This window comes from Streptomyces sp. CG 926 (assembly GCF_003148825.1).
In the GTDB taxonomy this organism is placed as follows: Bacteria; Actinomycetota; Actinomycetes; order Streptomycetales; family Streptomycetaceae; genus Streptomyces.
In genome coordinates this window covers 404,422-419,540 of record NZ_QGGZ01000001.1, presented here as the reverse complement: position 1 = coordinate 419,540, position 15,119 = coordinate 404,422, and the positions used below count along the sequence as shown (strand labels likewise).

General features: G+C 72.6%; 14 protein-coding genes and 1 riboswitch. Of the genes, 8 read left to right on the top strand and 6 right to left on the bottom strand.

All coding sequences use genetic code 11. The features are described 5' to 3' along the window. Positions 1-18: 18 nt before the first annotated feature. A complete protein-coding gene (locus BCL76_RS01725; RefSeq protein ID WP_109777451.1) occupies positions 19-648 on the bottom strand; it encodes a DedA family protein in 630 nt (209 codons plus the stop codon). After that, positions 645-1,421 carry an MBL fold metallo-hydrolase gene (locus tag BCL76_RS01720; RefSeq protein WP_181382398.1) on the bottom strand — a complete coding sequence of 259 codons (777 nt, stop codon included), beginning with the start codon at positions 1,419-1,421 and terminating at the stop codon, positions 645-647. Before BCL76_RS01720 ends, BCL76_RS01725 begins: the two co-directional genes overlap by 4 nt. Positions 1,422-1,541: 120 nt before the next feature. Between BCL76_RS01720 and BCL76_RS01715 the strand changes: the two genes are divergently transcribed. The 6 genes from BCL76_RS01715 (at position 1,542) to BCL76_RS01690 (ending at position 9,284) form a co-directional block, all read left to right on the top strand. Continuing rightward, positions 1,542-1,946, top strand: a complete 405-nt coding sequence (locus BCL76_RS01715) for a hypothetical protein (protein ID WP_109777450.1) — start codon at positions 1,542-1,544, stop codon at positions 1,944-1,946. Between the two features lie 186 nt (positions 1,947-2,132). Next, positions 2,133-4,358, top strand: a complete 2,226-nt coding sequence (locus tag BCL76_RS01710) for a phage holin family protein (RefSeq protein ID WP_109777449.1) — start codon at positions 2,133-2,135, stop codon at positions 4,356-4,358. A 75-nt stretch (positions 4,359-4,433) separates the two neighbouring features. After that, complete coding sequence (locus tag BCL76_RS01705) at positions 4,434-5,819, top strand: amino acid permease (RefSeq protein WP_109777448.1); 1,386 nt, start codon at positions 4,434-4,436, stop codon at positions 5,817-5,819. A gap of 41 nt (positions 5,820-5,860) precedes the next feature. Further along, positions 5,861-6,301 carry an SRPBCC family protein gene (locus BCL76_RS01700; RefSeq protein ID WP_109777447.1) on the top strand — a complete coding sequence of 147 codons (441 nt, stop codon included), beginning with the start codon at positions 5,861-5,863 and terminating at the stop codon, positions 6,299-6,301. A gap of 113 nt (positions 6,302-6,414) precedes the next feature. Then, positions 6,415-7,476 (top strand): ATP-binding protein, encoded by a 1,062-nt coding sequence (locus BCL76_RS01695; RefSeq protein ID WP_109777446.1) that lies wholly within the window; start codon positions 6,415-6,417, stop codon positions 7,474-7,476. Beyond that, a complete protein-coding gene (locus tag BCL76_RS01690) occupies positions 7,473-9,284 on the top strand; it encodes a vWA domain-containing protein (protein ID WP_109777445.1) in 1,812 nt (603 codons plus the stop codon). The genes BCL76_RS01695 and BCL76_RS01690 overlap by 4 nt, the downstream gene beginning before the upstream one ends. Before the next feature lie 86 nt (positions 9,285-9,370). Here BCL76_RS01690 and BCL76_RS01685 read toward each other — a convergent pair whose 3' ends face one another. Then, complete coding sequence (locus BCL76_RS01685; RefSeq protein WP_109777444.1) at positions 9,371-10,963, bottom strand: RNA polymerase sigma factor; 1,593 nt, start codon at positions 10,961-10,963, stop codon at positions 9,371-9,373. 216 nt (positions 10,964-11,179) lie between these two features. Next, entirely contained in the window at positions 11,180-11,941 is a 762-nt protein-coding gene (locus tag BCL76_RS01680) for a class I SAM-dependent methyltransferase (protein ID WP_109777443.1), read from the bottom strand. Between the two features lie 57 nt (positions 11,942-11,998). Next, positions 11,999-12,101, top strand: a riboswitch (ZMP/ZTP riboswitch). Positions 12,102-12,179: 78 nt separating this feature from the next. On the opposite strand from BCL76_RS01680, the gene BCL76_RS01675 reads away from it, so the two are divergent. Continuing rightward, complete coding sequence (locus tag BCL76_RS01675; protein WP_109778296.1) at positions 12,180-13,025, top strand: bifunctional 5,10-methylenetetrahydrofolate dehydrogenase/5,10-methenyltetrahydrofolate cyclohydrolase; 846 nt, start codon at positions 12,180-12,182, stop codon at positions 13,023-13,025. Positions 13,026-13,165: 140 nt separating this feature from the next. Here BCL76_RS01675 and BCL76_RS01670 read toward each other — a convergent pair whose 3' ends face one another. Next, a complete protein-coding gene (locus BCL76_RS01670) occupies positions 13,166-13,612 on the bottom strand; it encodes a hypothetical protein (RefSeq protein ID WP_109777442.1) in 447 nt (148 codons plus the stop codon). A 279-nt stretch (positions 13,613-13,891) separates the two neighbouring features. On the opposite strand from BCL76_RS01670, the gene BCL76_RS01665 reads away from it, so the two are divergent. Beyond that, complete coding sequence (locus BCL76_RS01665) at positions 13,892-14,314, top strand: hypothetical protein (RefSeq protein ID WP_109777441.1); 423 nt, start codon at positions 13,892-13,894, stop codon at positions 14,312-14,314. Here BCL76_RS01665 and BCL76_RS01660 read toward each other — a convergent pair. Further along, positions 14,300-15,112 carry a helix-turn-helix domain-containing protein gene (locus BCL76_RS01660; RefSeq protein ID WP_109777440.1) on the bottom strand — a complete coding sequence of 271 codons (813 nt, stop codon included), beginning with the start codon at positions 15,110-15,112 and terminating at the stop codon, positions 14,300-14,302. The two genes, BCL76_RS01665 and BCL76_RS01660, sit on opposite strands and share 15 nt — an antisense overlap. Positions 15,113-15,119: the final 7 nt, after the last annotated feature.

The window sequence follows — 15,119 nt, the reverse complement described above, 5'->3', positions numbered from 1 at the left end:
CCGTCGTTCGGGGCCGGTTCACGGCCTCGGCCACAGCCGGCGCCACAGCGGGGGCCCCGCGCTGATCGCGAGGGCCAGGCCGACCGCCAGGGCCACGCCCTTCCACGGCTCCGCGAACAGCGTGCCGCCCAGGATGCCGATCAGGCCGTACGTCGCCGCCCAGGCCAGGCACGCCGGCGCGTCGCCGCGGGCGAAGCGGCGCAGCGGCATCTGCGCCAGCAGACAGGCCAGCATCACGGGGATCCGGCCCGCCGGGACCAGCCGGGACAGGACCAGGACCAGTACCCCGTGCTCGTCGAGCCGTGTCCGCGCCTGCTCCAGCCGCTCAGGCGTGGCACGGACGCGCAGGGCCTCCAGCCACCGCGAGCCGCCCCGGGAGCGCACCCCGCGCTGCCCGAGCCAGTACAGCGTCATGTCCCCGGTGAACGCCGCGACCGCCGACACGGCGAACACCAGCAGCACCCCGTAGGGCGGCGACTGGTGGTGGAAGGCCACCACCGCGGCCGAACTCACCAGTGCACCCGTCGGGATGACGGGTACCAGCGCACCCAGGGCGACCAGCAGGAACAGCGCCGGGTACCCCACCGCCTGCTGGGTGCTCTCCGGCGGCACCTGGCCGGCCGCCGCCGCGAGGTCACGCCATGTCACGGCAGTCGCACCCGCTCGCCGTGCCGAGGCACCCGCACGCTCACCTCGGGTGCCAGTAGCCGCGCGAGCCGCTCGAACTCCTCGCCCGGCGCGTGGAATTCATGCGGCCGTACCGCGTCCATCCCGACGGGCCAGTACGTCCCGTAGTGCACCGGAACCGCCGCCGCGGGCGCCAGCCGGGCCAACGCCTGCGCCGCCCGCCCCGCGTCCAGGTGCCCCGGGCCGAGGTAGGGCCCCCAGCCGCCCACCGGCAGCAGGGCCACGTCCACCGGTCCGACCTCCTCGGCCATCGTGTCGAACAGCCCGGTGTCCCCGGCGAAGTAGGTCCGCGCCGCGCCCTGCACCACGTACCCGAGCGCCGGGCACAGCCGCGGCCCGAACGGCAGCCGCCGCCCGTCGTGCCGTGCGCCGACCGCCCGGACCCGTAGGCCGTCCCGTACGGGGACCTCCTCGCCCGGCACCACCTCCGTCACGGCCAGCCCACGCAGGCCGGCGACGCGCGCCAGCCCCGGCACGGCCCGGCGCGCCCCCCGCGGCACCAGCAGCCGGGTGCCGGGCGCGAGCCGCGCCAGCGACGGCAGGTGCAGGTGGTCGGCGTGCAGGTGGGAGACCAGCACCACGTCGGCCGCCGCCGCCTCGGGCGGGGGGACCGCCCCGCGCCGCCGCCGCAGGTGCGCGAGCCGCCGGGCGAACAGCGGGTCCGTGAGCAGCCGGACCCCGGAGTCCTCGACGGTGCAGGTGGCATGACCCCACCAGGTGATCTCCACCGGCACCCGGCCCTCCCTCGCTCGCGCCTCGTCGATGAGCCTAAAGTCTGCCCCGCGCGGCCGCCCGGAATCGGATCTCGGCCGTCCCCTCCTCTACGCGGGAGTATCGGAGTAGGGTCCGGCGGCATGGAAGAGTTGCGCGTGGCCGCGATCACCAGCTTGGCCCCGCTCGAGGACCTCGACGCCGACCCCTTCGCCGTGGACACCCGCGGCCAGCACGCCCTGTGCGCGCGCTGGGCCGCCGACCGGGGCTACGTCGTGACGAAGCAGTTGCTGGTCTACGGGCTGCGCGCCGACCACTGCGGGCTCTGGACCGACATCGACACCGGGCAGGTCGATCTCTTCGTCGCCGCCAACCACCGGGTGCTGGCCCGAGCGTTGCGCTCCGTCGAGGAGTTCACCGCCGAGTGCGAGCGGCGCGGCGTACGGCTGGAGACGGCCGGGGGCGAGGAGCCCGGGTACACCTCGGCGATGAAGGCCGAGGTGCACCGCAGGCTGTCCATGCCGACCGCGGGATACGACGGCACCTGACGCCTGACGCCTGACGCCTGACGCCTGACGCCTGGGGCCTGACGCCTCACGCCTGGCACCGGCCCTCCGGCACCCGCCGCCCGACCCGCCCGCTTCGCACCCCTGTGCGCCGTCCCCTTCGCCCGACCGGGTGCGCCGGGCTGTGCGAGCCTGGAAGGCGGGAGCGGGCTCGCGGGAGGTGGCGGCGTGGGGCGAGGACGGTGGCGGACCGCGGGCAGTGCCCTGGTGCGGGTGCTTTTGGTGTGGGCCGTGTCCACCCTCACGATGCTGGCCCTGGCCGGGATCCTGCCGGACTTCCGGCTGCAGTCCGACGACGGCGACAGCATCACGCAGATCGGGCTGACGGCCGTCTGGGCGGCCGGGGCCTTCGGTCTGCTGAGCGTGCTGGTCTGGCCGGTGCTCGTCCGGGCCCTGCTGCTGGTGCCCGCGCTGGTGCTCGGGCTGCTCGTCTTCTTCCTCAACGGCTCGCTCCTGCTGATAGCCCTCAGCCTGATCCCGGACGGCCGTGGCGAGGTGGCCCCCGAGACCGCGGTGGTCGTCGCCGCCGTGATGTCCGCGGTGGCGTCGGCGACTTCCACCGCGCTCGCCGTGCGCGACGACGAGGCCTACCGGCGGCGCCTCTACCGGCTCGCCGACCGGCGCCGCCGCAGGCAGGGCCGGACGGACCCGGCCCGTGGCGCCGAGGCCCCGCCGGGCCTGCTCATGCTCCAGCTGGACGGTGTGGGGTACGAGGAGTTGCGCCGCGCGTGCGCCGACGGGTTGATGCCGACCGTGGCCGGCCTGCTGGACGGCAGCCACCGGGCCCGCTCCTGGCGTACGGACTGGTCGAGCCAGACCGGGGCCAGCCAGCTCGGGATCCTGCACGGCTCCAACTTCGACGTGCCCGCCTTCCGCTGGTACGAGAAGGACACCGGCGAGGTGATGGTCTGCAACCGGCCCACCAGCGCCGCCGAGCTGCAGCGGCGGGCCGTCGGGCGCACCGGGGACGGCGGACTGCTCACGCTGGACGGGGCGAGCCGGGGCAACCTGTTCAGCGGCGGCGCCGACCAGCTGGCGCTGGTGCTGTCGGTCTCGGCCCGGCGGGGCCGGGCCAACCGGTCCCGCGCGGGCTACTTCGCGTACTTCTCCGATCCGGCCAACGCCGTCCGTACGGCGGGGTCCTTCGTGACCGAGGTGGTCCGCGAGATCGTCCAGTCGCTGCGGGCGCGGATCCGCGGGGACCGGCCGCGGGTGTCGCGCGGCGGGCTGTATCCGCTGATCCGGGCCTTCGCGACCGTGGTCGAACGGGACGTGGTCGTGGCGGCCGTGATCGGCGACATGCTCGCCGGGCGCTCCGCGGTCTACGCCGACCTGGTGGCCTACGACGAGGTCGCGCACCACTCGGGTCCACGCGGCCGGGACACCGACCGGGTGCTGCAGCGCCTGGACCGCAGCCTCGCGCTGATCGCCCGGGTCGCCGAGCACGCGCCGCGCCGGTACCGGATCGTGCTCCTCTCCGATCACGGCCAGAGCCCGGGGGAGACCTTCCTCGGACGGTACGGGCTGACCCTCAAGGACCTCGTCCGGGCGGGCTGCGGGCTGCCGGTCTCGCGCCGGGCCGGCCGGACCCGGAGCGGGGCCGAGGCCCGGGCGGCCGTACTCGCGGCGCTCCACCGGCCGGTGGAGGAGGGCGAGGAGGCCCGTCCGGGGCCGGGCTCCGAACCGGTGGTCCTGGCCTCGGGGAACCTCGGCCTGATCTCCTTCCCGGGCATCCCGGGTCGGGCGTCGAGGGAGCGGATCGAGCGTGCCCACCCCGCCCTGCTCGCCACCCTGGCGAACCATCCGGGCGTGGGGTTCCTGCTGGTGGACGGGGTGGTGCTGGGCCGGGACGCGACGGCGGCCCGGCTGGACGTGCCGGGGGAGGCGGAGGAGCTGCTGGCTCCCTTCGGTCCGGGCGCGGCGCGGGCCGTCCGCCGGACCGACACCTTCCCGCACGTGGCGGACGTGATGGTGAACTCGGCGTACGACCCGCGGACGGGCACGGTGCACGCCTTCGAGGAGCAGATCGGCTCGCACGGCGGGCTGGGCGGGGAGCAGGGGCACCCGTTCCTGATGTGGCCGACGGAACTGTCGGACCCCGGGGAGGAACTGGCCGGAGCGGAGGCGGTGCACGCCGTGCTGCGGCGCTGGTTGCGGGAGGCGGACGGGCCGCAGGTCCCGCTGACCGTGCCGGTGCCGGTGCCGGTGGGTGAGGCGGTGGCTGAGGCGGTGGGTGAGGCGGTCGCCGCGGCGGTGGGTGACGTGGTCGCCGCCCCGGCGGGCGAGGCGGGCGGTGAGCCTGCCGGGCCGCCGATGGAGGAAACCCCGCCCGGGGACGGAAACAGCGGAAGCCTTCCTTCCGCAGGGGTGCCTGCACGGGACGAAATCCGCTGATTTTGTGCCGCATTCCTGGTGGTCAACCATGTGTCGACCTGACCAGCATGTGAGACATCCAGAGGCGCACCACCGATGACCAGCACCGCAACCCTGCCCACCGAGGCCGCCGCACCCCCCGAGCGCAGCCGCGACCCCCACGCACGTCGCTTCGGCCTTCCCGTAGCGACCTGCCTGGTGATGGGCAACATCATCGGCGGCGGGATCTTCCTCCTCCCCGCCTCGGTCGCCCCCTTCGGCACCATCAGCCTCGTCGCCTTCGGCGTCCTCACCGCCGGCGCGATCGCCCTCGCCCTGGTCTTCGGCCGGCTCGCCGAACGCCACCCGCAGACCGGCGGCCCCTACGTCTACGCCCGCGCCGCCTTCGGAGACTTCGCCGGCTTCCTCGCCGCCTGGAGCTACTGGATCACCGCCTGGGTCTCGAACGCGGCCCTCGCCGTGGCGGCCGTCGGCTACCTCACCGTGCTGTTCCCCGCCGCGGGCGAGCACAAGTGGTCCATGTGCCTGGCCGCCCTCGCCGTCCAGTGGCTCCCGGCCCTCTCCAACCTGGCGGGCACCCGCTACGTCGGCGCGGTCCAGGTCGTCGCCACCGTACTGAAGTTCGCCCCGCTGCTCCTGGTCTCCGTGGGCGGGCTGTTCTTCTTCGACCCCGCCAACCTCGGCCCCTTCCGCGCCACCGACCAGAGCGCGGCCGGCGCCGTCTCCGCCTCCGCGGCGATCCTGCTCTTCAGCTACCTCGGCGTCGAGTCCGCCACCGTCAGCGCGGGCGAGGTCCGCGACCCGGCCCGCAACGTCGGCCGGGCCACCGTCCTCGGCACGGTCGGCGCCGCCACCGTGTACCTGCTCGGTACCGTCGCCGTCTTCGGCCTGGTCGCCCACGACCGGCTGGTCGCCTCCGGCGCGCCGTTCACCGACGCCGTCAACGCCATGTTCGGCGGCACCTGGGGCGGCACCGTGGTCGCCTGCGCCGCCGTGATCTCGATGCTCGGCGCCCTCAACGGCTGGACCCTGCTCAGCGCGCAGACCCCGTACGCCGCCGCCAAGGACGGGCTCTTCCCGAAGGCCTTCGAGACGAAGAAGCGCGGTGTCCCCGTCGTCGGCGTGATCGTCACCGTCGCCCTCGCCTCCGCCCTCACCGTCTACAACTACACGGCCGGCACCCAGGGCGTCTTCGAGAGCCTCGTCCTGATCACCACCTTCACGGCGACCGTGCCCTACCTGCTGGCCACCGCCGCGCAGATCTACTTCCTGCTCTCCGGACAGCGCGAGCGGGTCCACCCCGGCCGGCTGGCCCGCGACGGCGTCCTCGCCGCCCTCGCCTTCGGCTTCTCGATGTGGCTGGTCGCCGGCTCCGGCTACGCGGCCGTCTACCAGGGCGTGCTCTTCCTCTTCGCCGGTGTCCTCGTCCACGCCGCCATGTCCGCCAGGAAGCACCGCGCCGCCGCGTCCCCCGCGGAGTAGCGTGGAAGAAGGGGCCGGCCAGGGGGCGCCAAGGAATCGCCATGTCCGCGATGAGGAAGAGCATCGACATCGACCGCAGGCCCGAAGAGGTCTACGCGTACCTGACGGACCCCACACACCTGCCGGAATGGCAGGACAGCGCCGTATCCGCCGTCCCGATCGGCGATCTCCCCGTGCACGTCGGTTCGAGGATCCTCGTCACCCGGCAGATCGGCCGTCGGCGGGTCCCCACGACCATGGAGTTCGTGGAACTCGACCCGCCGCGGAGCTGGCACGTGCACGGGATCGACGGACCGGTACGACCCGACGTGCGTGGCACCGTCGAACCCCTCGACGGCGGCGCCCGCTCCCGGCTCACCCTGGACGTCGACTTCGAGGGCCACGGCGTGGGCCGGGCCCTGGTCCCCCTCGTGGTCCGGCCCATGGTCCGCAAGGAGATGCCCCGGGGCGAGGAGAAGCTCAAGCACCTCCTCGAGACCTGATCCCGAAGAGAGGCCGTGGCGGGCGGGCGCGAAAACCGGATGCCCCGGGCTGTGCGGTGCGGCGACACTGGCCGCACCAGACACCCGCCACACCCCCGAGGACATCCACACCCGTGCAGGCTGCCGTCACCGTCACCCCCGCCCAGATTCCCGAACTGCTGCTCGGTCTCGCCACCGTCCGGCCCGTGTTCCTCTGGGGGGCTCCCGGGATCGGAAAGTCCTCGCTCGTCAGGAAGTTCGCCGACTCGCTGGGGCTGGAGTGCGTCAGCCTGCTCGGCACCCAGCTGGCCCCCGAGGACCTGATCGGTGTCCCGCAGATCCGTGACGGCCGGTCCGTCTTCTGCCCGCCGGAGGCCATCGCCCGCGACGAGCCGTACTGCCTGTTCCTCGACGAGCTCAACGCCGCGAGCCCGGACGTCCAGAAGGCCTTCTACTCGCTGATCCTCGACCGCCGGATCGGCTCCTACGAGCTCCCGGCCGGCTCCATCGTCATCGGCGCGGGCAACCGGGCCACCGACAACGCGCTGGCCCGGCCGATCGCCTCCGCGCTGGTGAACCGCCTCACCCACGTCCACCTCCAGGCGTCCGCACAGGACTGGCTGGTCTGGGCCGGCGAGCACGGCATCCACCCCTGGGTCACCGACCACCTCACCGACCGTCCCGACCACCTCTGGTCGCAGCCGCCCAAGACCGAGGAGCCCTTCTCCACCCCGCGCTCCTGGCACATGCTCTCCGACGCCCTGCACTCCTTCGGTCCGGACCTGGACGAGCAGACCCTCAAGGTGATCGCGCACGGCACCCTCACCCCCGCGCACGCCGTCTCCTTCTGCGGCTACGCCAAGATCGTGCGGCACAGCTTCGGCATCGAGGCGATCATCAAGGGCGACGCCTCCTGGCCGAACCGTCTCGCCGACCGCGACCTGCTGTACTACCTCGCCGAGGCCTTCCGCGGCCGCCTCGTCAAGGAGCTGCCGGCGCGGCGCGAGCACGTCTCGCCCGCCGTCCGGCAGACCGCGTACCGCGCCAAGTCGCTGCTCGTGCAGCTCGCCGAGATCTCCGTCGAGGTCGCCCAGACCGTCATCGCCGACGACGCCGACGGGCTCCCGGTGCTGCCCGGCTGGTTCCTCGTCGAGGCCGCCCGAGACATGCCCCGTCTGGTCGAGGCCCGCCGGTGAGCGCGGCGCGCTCCCGCGCCGAGGACAAGCCCGACCCCGCCACCCAGGCCTTCGCCGAAGGCCTGGCCCTGGTCAAGCGGAACCCGGCCCTCGCCGCCGTCCACGCCGACGTCTGCCGCCAGGCCGCATGCCCGCACACCCCGGCCGGCGGACTGGCCCTCGTGACCTCCAACGGCACGGTCCACGTCCACCCAACCAAGCGTGCGGACCCGGGCGAATGGGCCTGGACCCTCGCCCACTGCCTGCTCCATCTCGGCTTCGGACACGTCCCGGCCGCCACCGACGAGGACCGCCCGCAGCCCGACCGCTTCGACCTCGCCGCCCGCTGCGCCGTGGTCAACCGCTTCCTGCTGACCTTCCCCGTGGGCCGGGCCCCGGACCGCCTCCCCGCCGCGTACCCCGGAGGCGACGAGGAACTGCTCGCCGCCCGCTGGCGCCGCGACGGAATCCCGGCCGACCTGGAGAACTGCGGCACCGCCGGGGACCACCCCGACCAGGTCCTGAAGACCTGGCAGGCCTGGGGGAACACGGCGGCCCCCGACTGGGAGACCGCCTTCGCCGCCGCCTTGACCCGCAGCGTCTCCGCCGCCATGGACGTGGCGGGCGGCCGCCGCGACCGGATCACCGGTGAACGCGTGGCCCAGCGGCCCTGGGACCGGGCGCTGAACTGGTTCGTCTCCTCGTACCCGCTGCTCGGTGGACTGGCGGCCGGCCTGACCGTCGTGGCCGACGCGGAGCTGGCCCGCGCCCAGGACATCGCCGTCGCCGCCGTCAGCGCCACCGCGGGGGAGATCTACATCAACCCGCTGCGCACCTTCGAGGACGAGGAATGGCGGTTCATCCTGGCCCACGAGATGCTGCACGCCGCCCTGCGCCACGGCGAGCGCCGCGGTGCCCGGGACCCGTACCTGCACAACGTGGCCGCCGACTACGTGGTCAACGGCTGGCTGGTCGAGATGGGCGTCGGCACGATGCCGTCCGGGTTGCTGCACGATCCGGAGCTGAAGGACCTCTCCGTCGAGGAGGTCTACGACCGGATCACCACCGACCTGCGCCGGATGCGCCGCCTGGCCACCCTGCGCGGCAAGGGCCGCGGCGACATCCTGGGCGAGCCGCTGCCCCACCCGGGCAGCGGACCGTACACCGACCTGGACGAGTTCTACCGGCGTGGCCTGGTCCAGGGCTTCGACCTGCACACGCACGGGGAGCGCGGCCTGCTGCCCGCCGGGCTGATCCAGGAGATCCGGGCCCTGGCCCACCCGCCCGTGCCGTGGGACGCCCGGCTCGCCCGCTGGTTCGACGAGTACGTGCCGCGCCCCGAACCGGTACGGAGCTTCGCGCGTCCGGCGCGCCGCCAGGCGTCCACCCCGGACATCCCGCGCGCGGGCCGCTACTTCCCGCCCGAGGAGATCGCCCGCTGCACCTTCGGCGTGGTGCTCGACACCTCGGGTTCGATGAACGCCGCCCTGCTCGGCAAGGCGCTGGGTGCGATCGCCTCGTACGCGCAGGCCCGCGACGTGCCGGCGGCGCGCGTCGTCTTCTGCGACGCGGCGCCCTACGACGCGGGCTATCTGCCCCCGACCGAGATCGCGGGCCGGGTACGGGTCCGCGGCCGCGGCGGCACCGAGCTGCAGCCGGGCATCGACCTGCTGCAGCGGGCGCAGGACTTCCCGCCCGGGGCCCCGATCCTGGTGATCACGGACGGCTGGTGCGACACCCTGCGCCTCCGGCGCGAACACGCCTACCTGATCCCGCAGGGTGCCTCCCTGCCGTTCACCCCGAAGGGCCCCGTCTTCCGCCTGACCTGATCCGCGCCGCCTGATCCGCATTGCTCGACGCAGAACGCCCCCGACCCGCGGATGCGCAGGTCAGGGGCGTTCTGGAGGAGATCGACTCAGTCGAGGTAGTCGCGCAGCACCTGCGAACGCGACGGGTGGCGCAGCTTCGACATCGTCTTCGACTCGATCTGGCGGATGCGCTCACGGGTGACCCCGTACACGCGGCCGATCTCGTCCAAGGTCTTCGGCTGGCCGTCGTTGAGGCCGTAGCGCATGGACACCACGCCCGCCTCGCGCTCCGAGAGCGTGCCCAGGATGGACTGGAGCTGCTCCTGGAGGAAGGTGAAGGAGACCGCGTCCGCCGGGACGACCGCCTCGGAGTCCTCGATGAGGTCACCGAACTCGCTGTCGCCCTCCTCACCCAGGGGGGTGTGGAGGGAGATCGGCTCGCGGCCGTACTTCTGGACCTCGATGACCTTCTCGGGGGTCATGTCGAGTTCCTTGCCCAGCTCCTCCGGGGTGGGCTCGCGGCCCAGGTCCTGGAGCATCTGGCGCTGCACACGGGCGAGCTTGTTGATGATCTCGACCATGTGCACCGGGATACGGATGGTGCGCGACTGGTCGGCCATGGCACGCGTGATCGCCTGGCGGATCCACCACGTCGCATACGTGGAGAACTTGAAGCCCTTGGTGTAGTCGAACTTCTCCACGGCGCGGATCAGGCCGACGTTGCCCTCCTGGATCAGGTCCAGGAAGAGCATGCCGCGGCCGGTGTAGCGCTTAGCGAGGGAGACCACGAGGCGGAGGTTGGCCTCCAGCAGGTGGTTCTTCGCGCGGCGGCCGTCCTCGACCAGGATCTCCAGCTCGCGCTTGAAGGCGGGCTTGTGGTCCTCCTCCTCTTCGAGCTTGTACTCGGAGAAGAGGCCCGCCTCGATGCGCTTGGCGAGCTCCACCTCCTGCTCGGCGTTGAGGAGCGGCACCTTGCCGATGAGCTTGAGGTAGTCCTTGACGGGGTCGGCGGTGGCACCGGCCACCATGACCGTCTGCGCCGGGGCGTCGTCCTCGTCGTCGTCGGACAGCACGAAGCCCTGGGTGCCGCCGGCCTTGGGCGCCTCTTCCTCGGCCTCGTCGGCGAGGTCCTCGGCAGCCCAGTCCTCACCCTCGGCGACGGGGGTCTCGCCCTCGTCGGCGTCCTTGGCGCTGGTCTTCTTCGCCGCGGTCTTCTTCACGGCGGTCTTCTTCACGGCGGTCTTCTTGACCGTGCGCTTCTTCGGCTCGGCGGCGGCCTCGGCCGACGTCTCGTCCTCGATGGCGGCGGCCGACGAAGCGGATATCGCCGTGGCGGTGGTGGCGGCCGTGGCCGCGGCGGTGGCCGCGGTCTTACGGGCGCCGATGGGGCGCGGCGCGGCGGTGGCCTTCTTGGCCACGGTGCGGGCCGGGGCGGCGGCAGCCTTGCGGGGCTTCTTGGCGGCAGCCTTGGTGGCGGGCGCCGCGCTGACGTGAAGGGCGACACCCTCCTCGTCCAGGACCTGGTTCAGGCTGCGCAGGACCCGCTTCCACTGGTCCACCGGGATGCGGCCGGCCTCGAAGGCCTGGCGCACGTCGTCACCGTTGATGTGACCCTGCTCGCGGCCGCGCTCGACGAGCGCGACAAGGGCCTCGGATTCGGCGATCTCCGGAGGGAACGTACGGGACGGGCTGAGCGACACAAGGAGCCTCTCGTTGCGAACAGATAAATGGTGGGCGGGACATCATCGCGCGAACTCGGGAAACAGACCCGAGGGGGGTCTGTATTCCGGGGCCGCGCGAGGACACCTGTCGGTTCATCGCATGCCCGAGTCGATTCGTTACGCGCTGAATTGAGTGACCTGCGCCACGCTGTGGCCGCGCAACCCGATACGGCGTAGATCCGTCCGCCCTCCAGATCAGCCCGTTTTGCGGGCTTCGATGAGGAAGCGGGCGGTGTGAGCGACGAACGGACCTTCGTTCTCGATCTGTTCGTGGAGCTCACGCAACCGGTCCCGGTACTGCCCGACCGTGAAGCCGGGCACCATCCAGATCACCTTCCGTAGAAAGTAGATCACGGCTCCGATGTCGTGGAACTCCGTGCGCAGACGTTCGGAGCGCAGATCGAGGATCTCGAGGCCGGCCGCGGTGGCGTCGGCGACCGCGTCGTCGGGGTGCCGGCCGCGCCGGATCTCCTCCGGCTGCGGGCCGAGAAAGTATTCGACGAGTTCGAAGACGCTCGCCGGACCGACCTGCTGCGAGAGGTAGCTGCCGCCCGGCGCCAGCACCCGCGCGATCTCCTCCCACCAGATCGACACCGGGTGCCGGCTGGTCACCAGCTCGAAAGCCGCGTCGCCGAAGGGCAGCGGCGGCTCGTCGGCGTCGGCGACCACCACCGCGCCCAGCGGGTGCAGCAGCCGCGTCGCCTTCTCGATGTTGGGCGGCCAGGACTCGGTGGCGACCGTCAGCGGCGGTAGCGGAGCGCATCCGGCCAGGACCTCGCCGCCACCGGTCTGGATGTCGAGCGCGGACCGGACCTGGGTCAGCCGCTCGCTCATCAGCCGCTGGTAGCCCCAGGAAGGACGCTGCTCGGTGGCCCGGCCGTCGAGCCAGGAGAAGTCCCAGCCGTCCACGGAGACGGACTCGGCCTCGGCGACAAGATGGTCGAAAGTACGCGTCATGCATTGATCGTCCCAGGTCGGACGCCCGACAACCACCGGTTATGTCGACTACAGTGGTCGGCGGGCCGTGACTGGCGTTCGGGTGGATCACCACCGGGGAGCGGCCCGGCGTACCTGTGGACCTCCGGTACGCCCGCTGCCGCGCGCCTGGGCGAACCGCGATCCGCAGCGACGTTCAGGAGACCCCGTGACGACTGCCCAGACTGCCCCCGCCCCTGCCACCGGCTCCGCCCGGCTGATGGACGGCACGGCCCTCGCCCGCCGCATCTCGGAGCAGACCGCCGGCTACGCGGCGAAGATCACCGAGCGCACCGGCACCGCGCCGTGCCTCGCGACCGTGCTGGTCGGCGAGGACCCGGCCTCCGTGACCTACGTCCGCATGAAGCAGAACCGCTGTGCCAAGGCGGGCATCACCTCCCGCCACGTCGAGCTGCCGGCCGAGACCACCACCGAGGAGCTGGTGGCCACCCTCACTGCGCTCTCCGAGGACCCGCAGATCAGCGGCATCCTGCTGCAGCACCCCGTCCCGCACCACATCGACGAGCGCGCCGCCTTCGAGGCCATCGCCCCGGGCAAGGACGTCGACGGGGTCACCATGCACTCCTTCGCCGCCATGGGCTTCGGGCTGCCGGGCTTCGTCTCCTGCACCCCCGGCGGCATCATGCGGCTGCTCGCCGCCTACGACGTGGACCTGACCGGCAAGCACGCCGTCGTCGTCGGCCGCAGCGCGATCCTGGGCAAGCCGGCCGGGATGCTGCTGCTGGAGCAGAACGCCACCGTCACCTACTGCCACTCGCGCACCCAGGACCTGCCCTCGATCGTGCGCCAGGCGGACGTGCTGGTCGCCGCCGTCGGCAAGGCCGAGTTCATCCGGGGCGAGGACATCAAGCCGGGCGCGGTGGTCCTGGACGCCGGATACAACGAGGGCAACGTCGGCGACGTGCACTTCGAGTCGGCCGCCGCCCGCGCCTCGCTGATCACCCCGGTGCCGGGCGGTGTCGGCCCGATGACCATCGCCGTCCTGCTGGAGCAGACCGTGCAGGCGGCCGCCGCGCAGGCCGGACTGGACCTCGCCGAGCTCTGATCCCACCGCGCGCCGACCCCGCGTACGGCGCCCACGCTCACGCACTCACGCACGACGCCCCGGACCCTCGGTCCGGGGCGTCGTGCGTCCCCGGGGCCCGTGCCCTCGGGGCCCGCGGGGAGGGCGGCAGCCCCTTGTCGTCAGCCCGACACCGAGGAGTCGTCGAACGGGTTGTGCATCACGCTGGAGGACTCGCAGCGCGCGATCACGCCGCTGCTCGCGCCGATCTTGCAGACCTCGAAGTAGGCGTTGTCGATCCAACCGGCCTGCAGGTACGTGCTCCAGGAGGCGGTCGTCTGGCCGCTGGGCACGGTCCGCATCGACCAGACCCTGTGGCCGCTCTCGCCGTTGGTGATGAGGCGGATGCCGATGACGTAGCCGTCGGTCGCGCGGTCCTGGGCGACGATCTGGATCGGGTCGAGACGGTAGGGATTGAGCCCCCAGCCGATGACCATGCGCCCGTAGTACGCGTTCGTCGAGACCGTCGCCTCGGTGCCGGACGCCGCGGCCGCGGGGCTGGCGAGGAGCGGAACGATGATCGTGGCCAGAGCCGCGGCGGTGGCGACGAGGCTGCTCTTGAGGCGCAAGGATCCCCCAGGGAAATGTGTTGGCTGGAAATGCCTACTCTAGCTCGAATCCGACCTCATCTGATCATGTATCAATTCGCCGCGCACGAGCTGCGGTTCACCCCCGGTCCCGCCGAAGGATCTCCGACGGGCGACACCGGGGAGCGCTCGTTACTTCTGAGGTAATCGACCCTCCCCGCGGCCCCCGGCACAGTGGACGCATCGGGTTCCGGGGCCGCGCACTCGGTCCCGGGATCCGTGTCCCACCTGGCCGTTCTACTCCGATGGAGGCTGATTCCCATGTCCGCGACCCCGCTCGCCGGCTTCGCCCGCAACCGCGTCCCGCAGACCGCCCTGCGCCGCTTCCTCGCCCTCGACTCCGTCGTCACCACCGCCAACGGGCTCGCGTACGTCGCCTTCTCCGCCCCGCTCGGTCGGCTGCTCGGGGTCGGGCAGGGGCTGTTGCTCGAGCTCGGGATCCTGCTCGCCGTCTACGGGGTCGGCGTCGGATGGCTCGCCTCGCGGCGGCGGCCGCCCGTCCTGCCCGTGAAGCTCGTCATCGAGACGAACTACGCCTGGGCCGCGCTCAGCCTGGCTTCGCTCGCGCTCTGGTTCGAGCCCACCACCGCGGGCCTGGTGTGGATCCCGATGCAGGCCCTCACCGTGGGCGGCTTCGCCGTGCTCCAGCAGATCGCCCTGCGCGCGGGCTCAACCTCCCAGTGAACGCAAGTACTTCACCGTCGCCGGGTCGGCCGGGAGCATGGTCTCGATGGCCAGCTCGGCGACGGTCACGTCCATCGGCGTGTTGAAGGTCGCGATGGACGACACGAAGGACAGCAGGTGCCCGTCGTGCTCGATGACGAGCGGCAGCGCGATGTACGCGGTCGGCTCCTGCGGGGCGCTGTCGCCCGGCCGGTCGGCGATCGGGTAGGCCGACACCTCCTCGTGCAGGGCGCGCAGCGGCTCCGAGCGGGCCAGGCCGATCTGGCGCTCCATCTGCGCCAGCAGGTGCCCGCGCCACTCCTTGAGGTTGTGGATCCTCGGGGCCAGGCCTTCGGGGTGCAGGGTGATCCGCATGGCGTTCAGCGGCGGGGTCAGCAGGTGCTCCGGCAGCCCTTCCAGCAGCATCGCGATGCCCTGGTTGGCGGCGACCACGTTGTAGAGCGCGTCCACGACCAGCGCGGGATAGGGCTCGTATCCCGTCAGCAGGCGGGCGATGCCCTCGCGCAGCGTCTCCATCGCGGGGTCGTCCAGTGCGGTGTGCGCATAGCGAGGGGCGTAACCCGCCGCGAGGAGAAGGGAGTTGCGCTCCCGCATCGGTACGTCGAGGTGGTCGGCGAGCCGCAGCACCATCTCCTCGCTCGGCCGGGACCGGCCCGTCTCGATGAAGCTGATGTGCCGGGACGAGGAGTCGGCGCGGCCGGCCAGCTCCAGCTGGCTGATGCCGCGCCGCTCCCGCCAGCCGCGCAGCAGGGTGCCCACACCGGTCGTCGGACTCGTCGCCGCACTCCTCGTCGTCATGTGCACG

Bases quoted from the DNA above. Each gene is read 5' to 3' on its own strand.
- BCL76_RS01700 (WP_109777447.1), top strand. From the start codon at position 5,861: ATGTCCGCGATGAGGAAGAGCATCGACATCGACCGCAGGCCCGAAGAG.
- BCL76_RS01715 (WP_109777450.1), top strand. From the start codon at position 1,542: ATGGAAGAGTTGCGCGTGGCCGCGATCACCAGCTTGGCCCCGCTCGAG.
- BCL76_RS01660 (WP_109777440.1), bottom strand. From the start codon at position 15,112: ATGACGACGAGGAGTGCGGCGACGAGTCCGACGACCGGTGTGGGCACC.
- BCL76_RS01665 (WP_109777441.1), top strand. From the start codon at position 13,892: ATGTCCGCGACCCCGCTCGCCGGCTTCGCCCGCAACCGCGTCCCGCAG.
- BCL76_RS01705 (WP_109777448.1), top strand. From the start codon at position 4,434: ATGACCAGCACCGCAACCCTGCCCACCGAGGCCGCCGCACCCCCCGAG.
- BCL76_RS01680 (WP_109777443.1), bottom strand. From the start codon at position 11,941: ATGACGCGTACTTTCGACCATCTTGTCGCCGAGGCCGAGTCCGTCTCC.
- BCL76_RS01675 (WP_109778296.1), top strand. From the start codon at position 12,180: ATGGACGGCACGGCCCTCGCCCGCCGCATCTCGGAGCAGACCGCCGGC.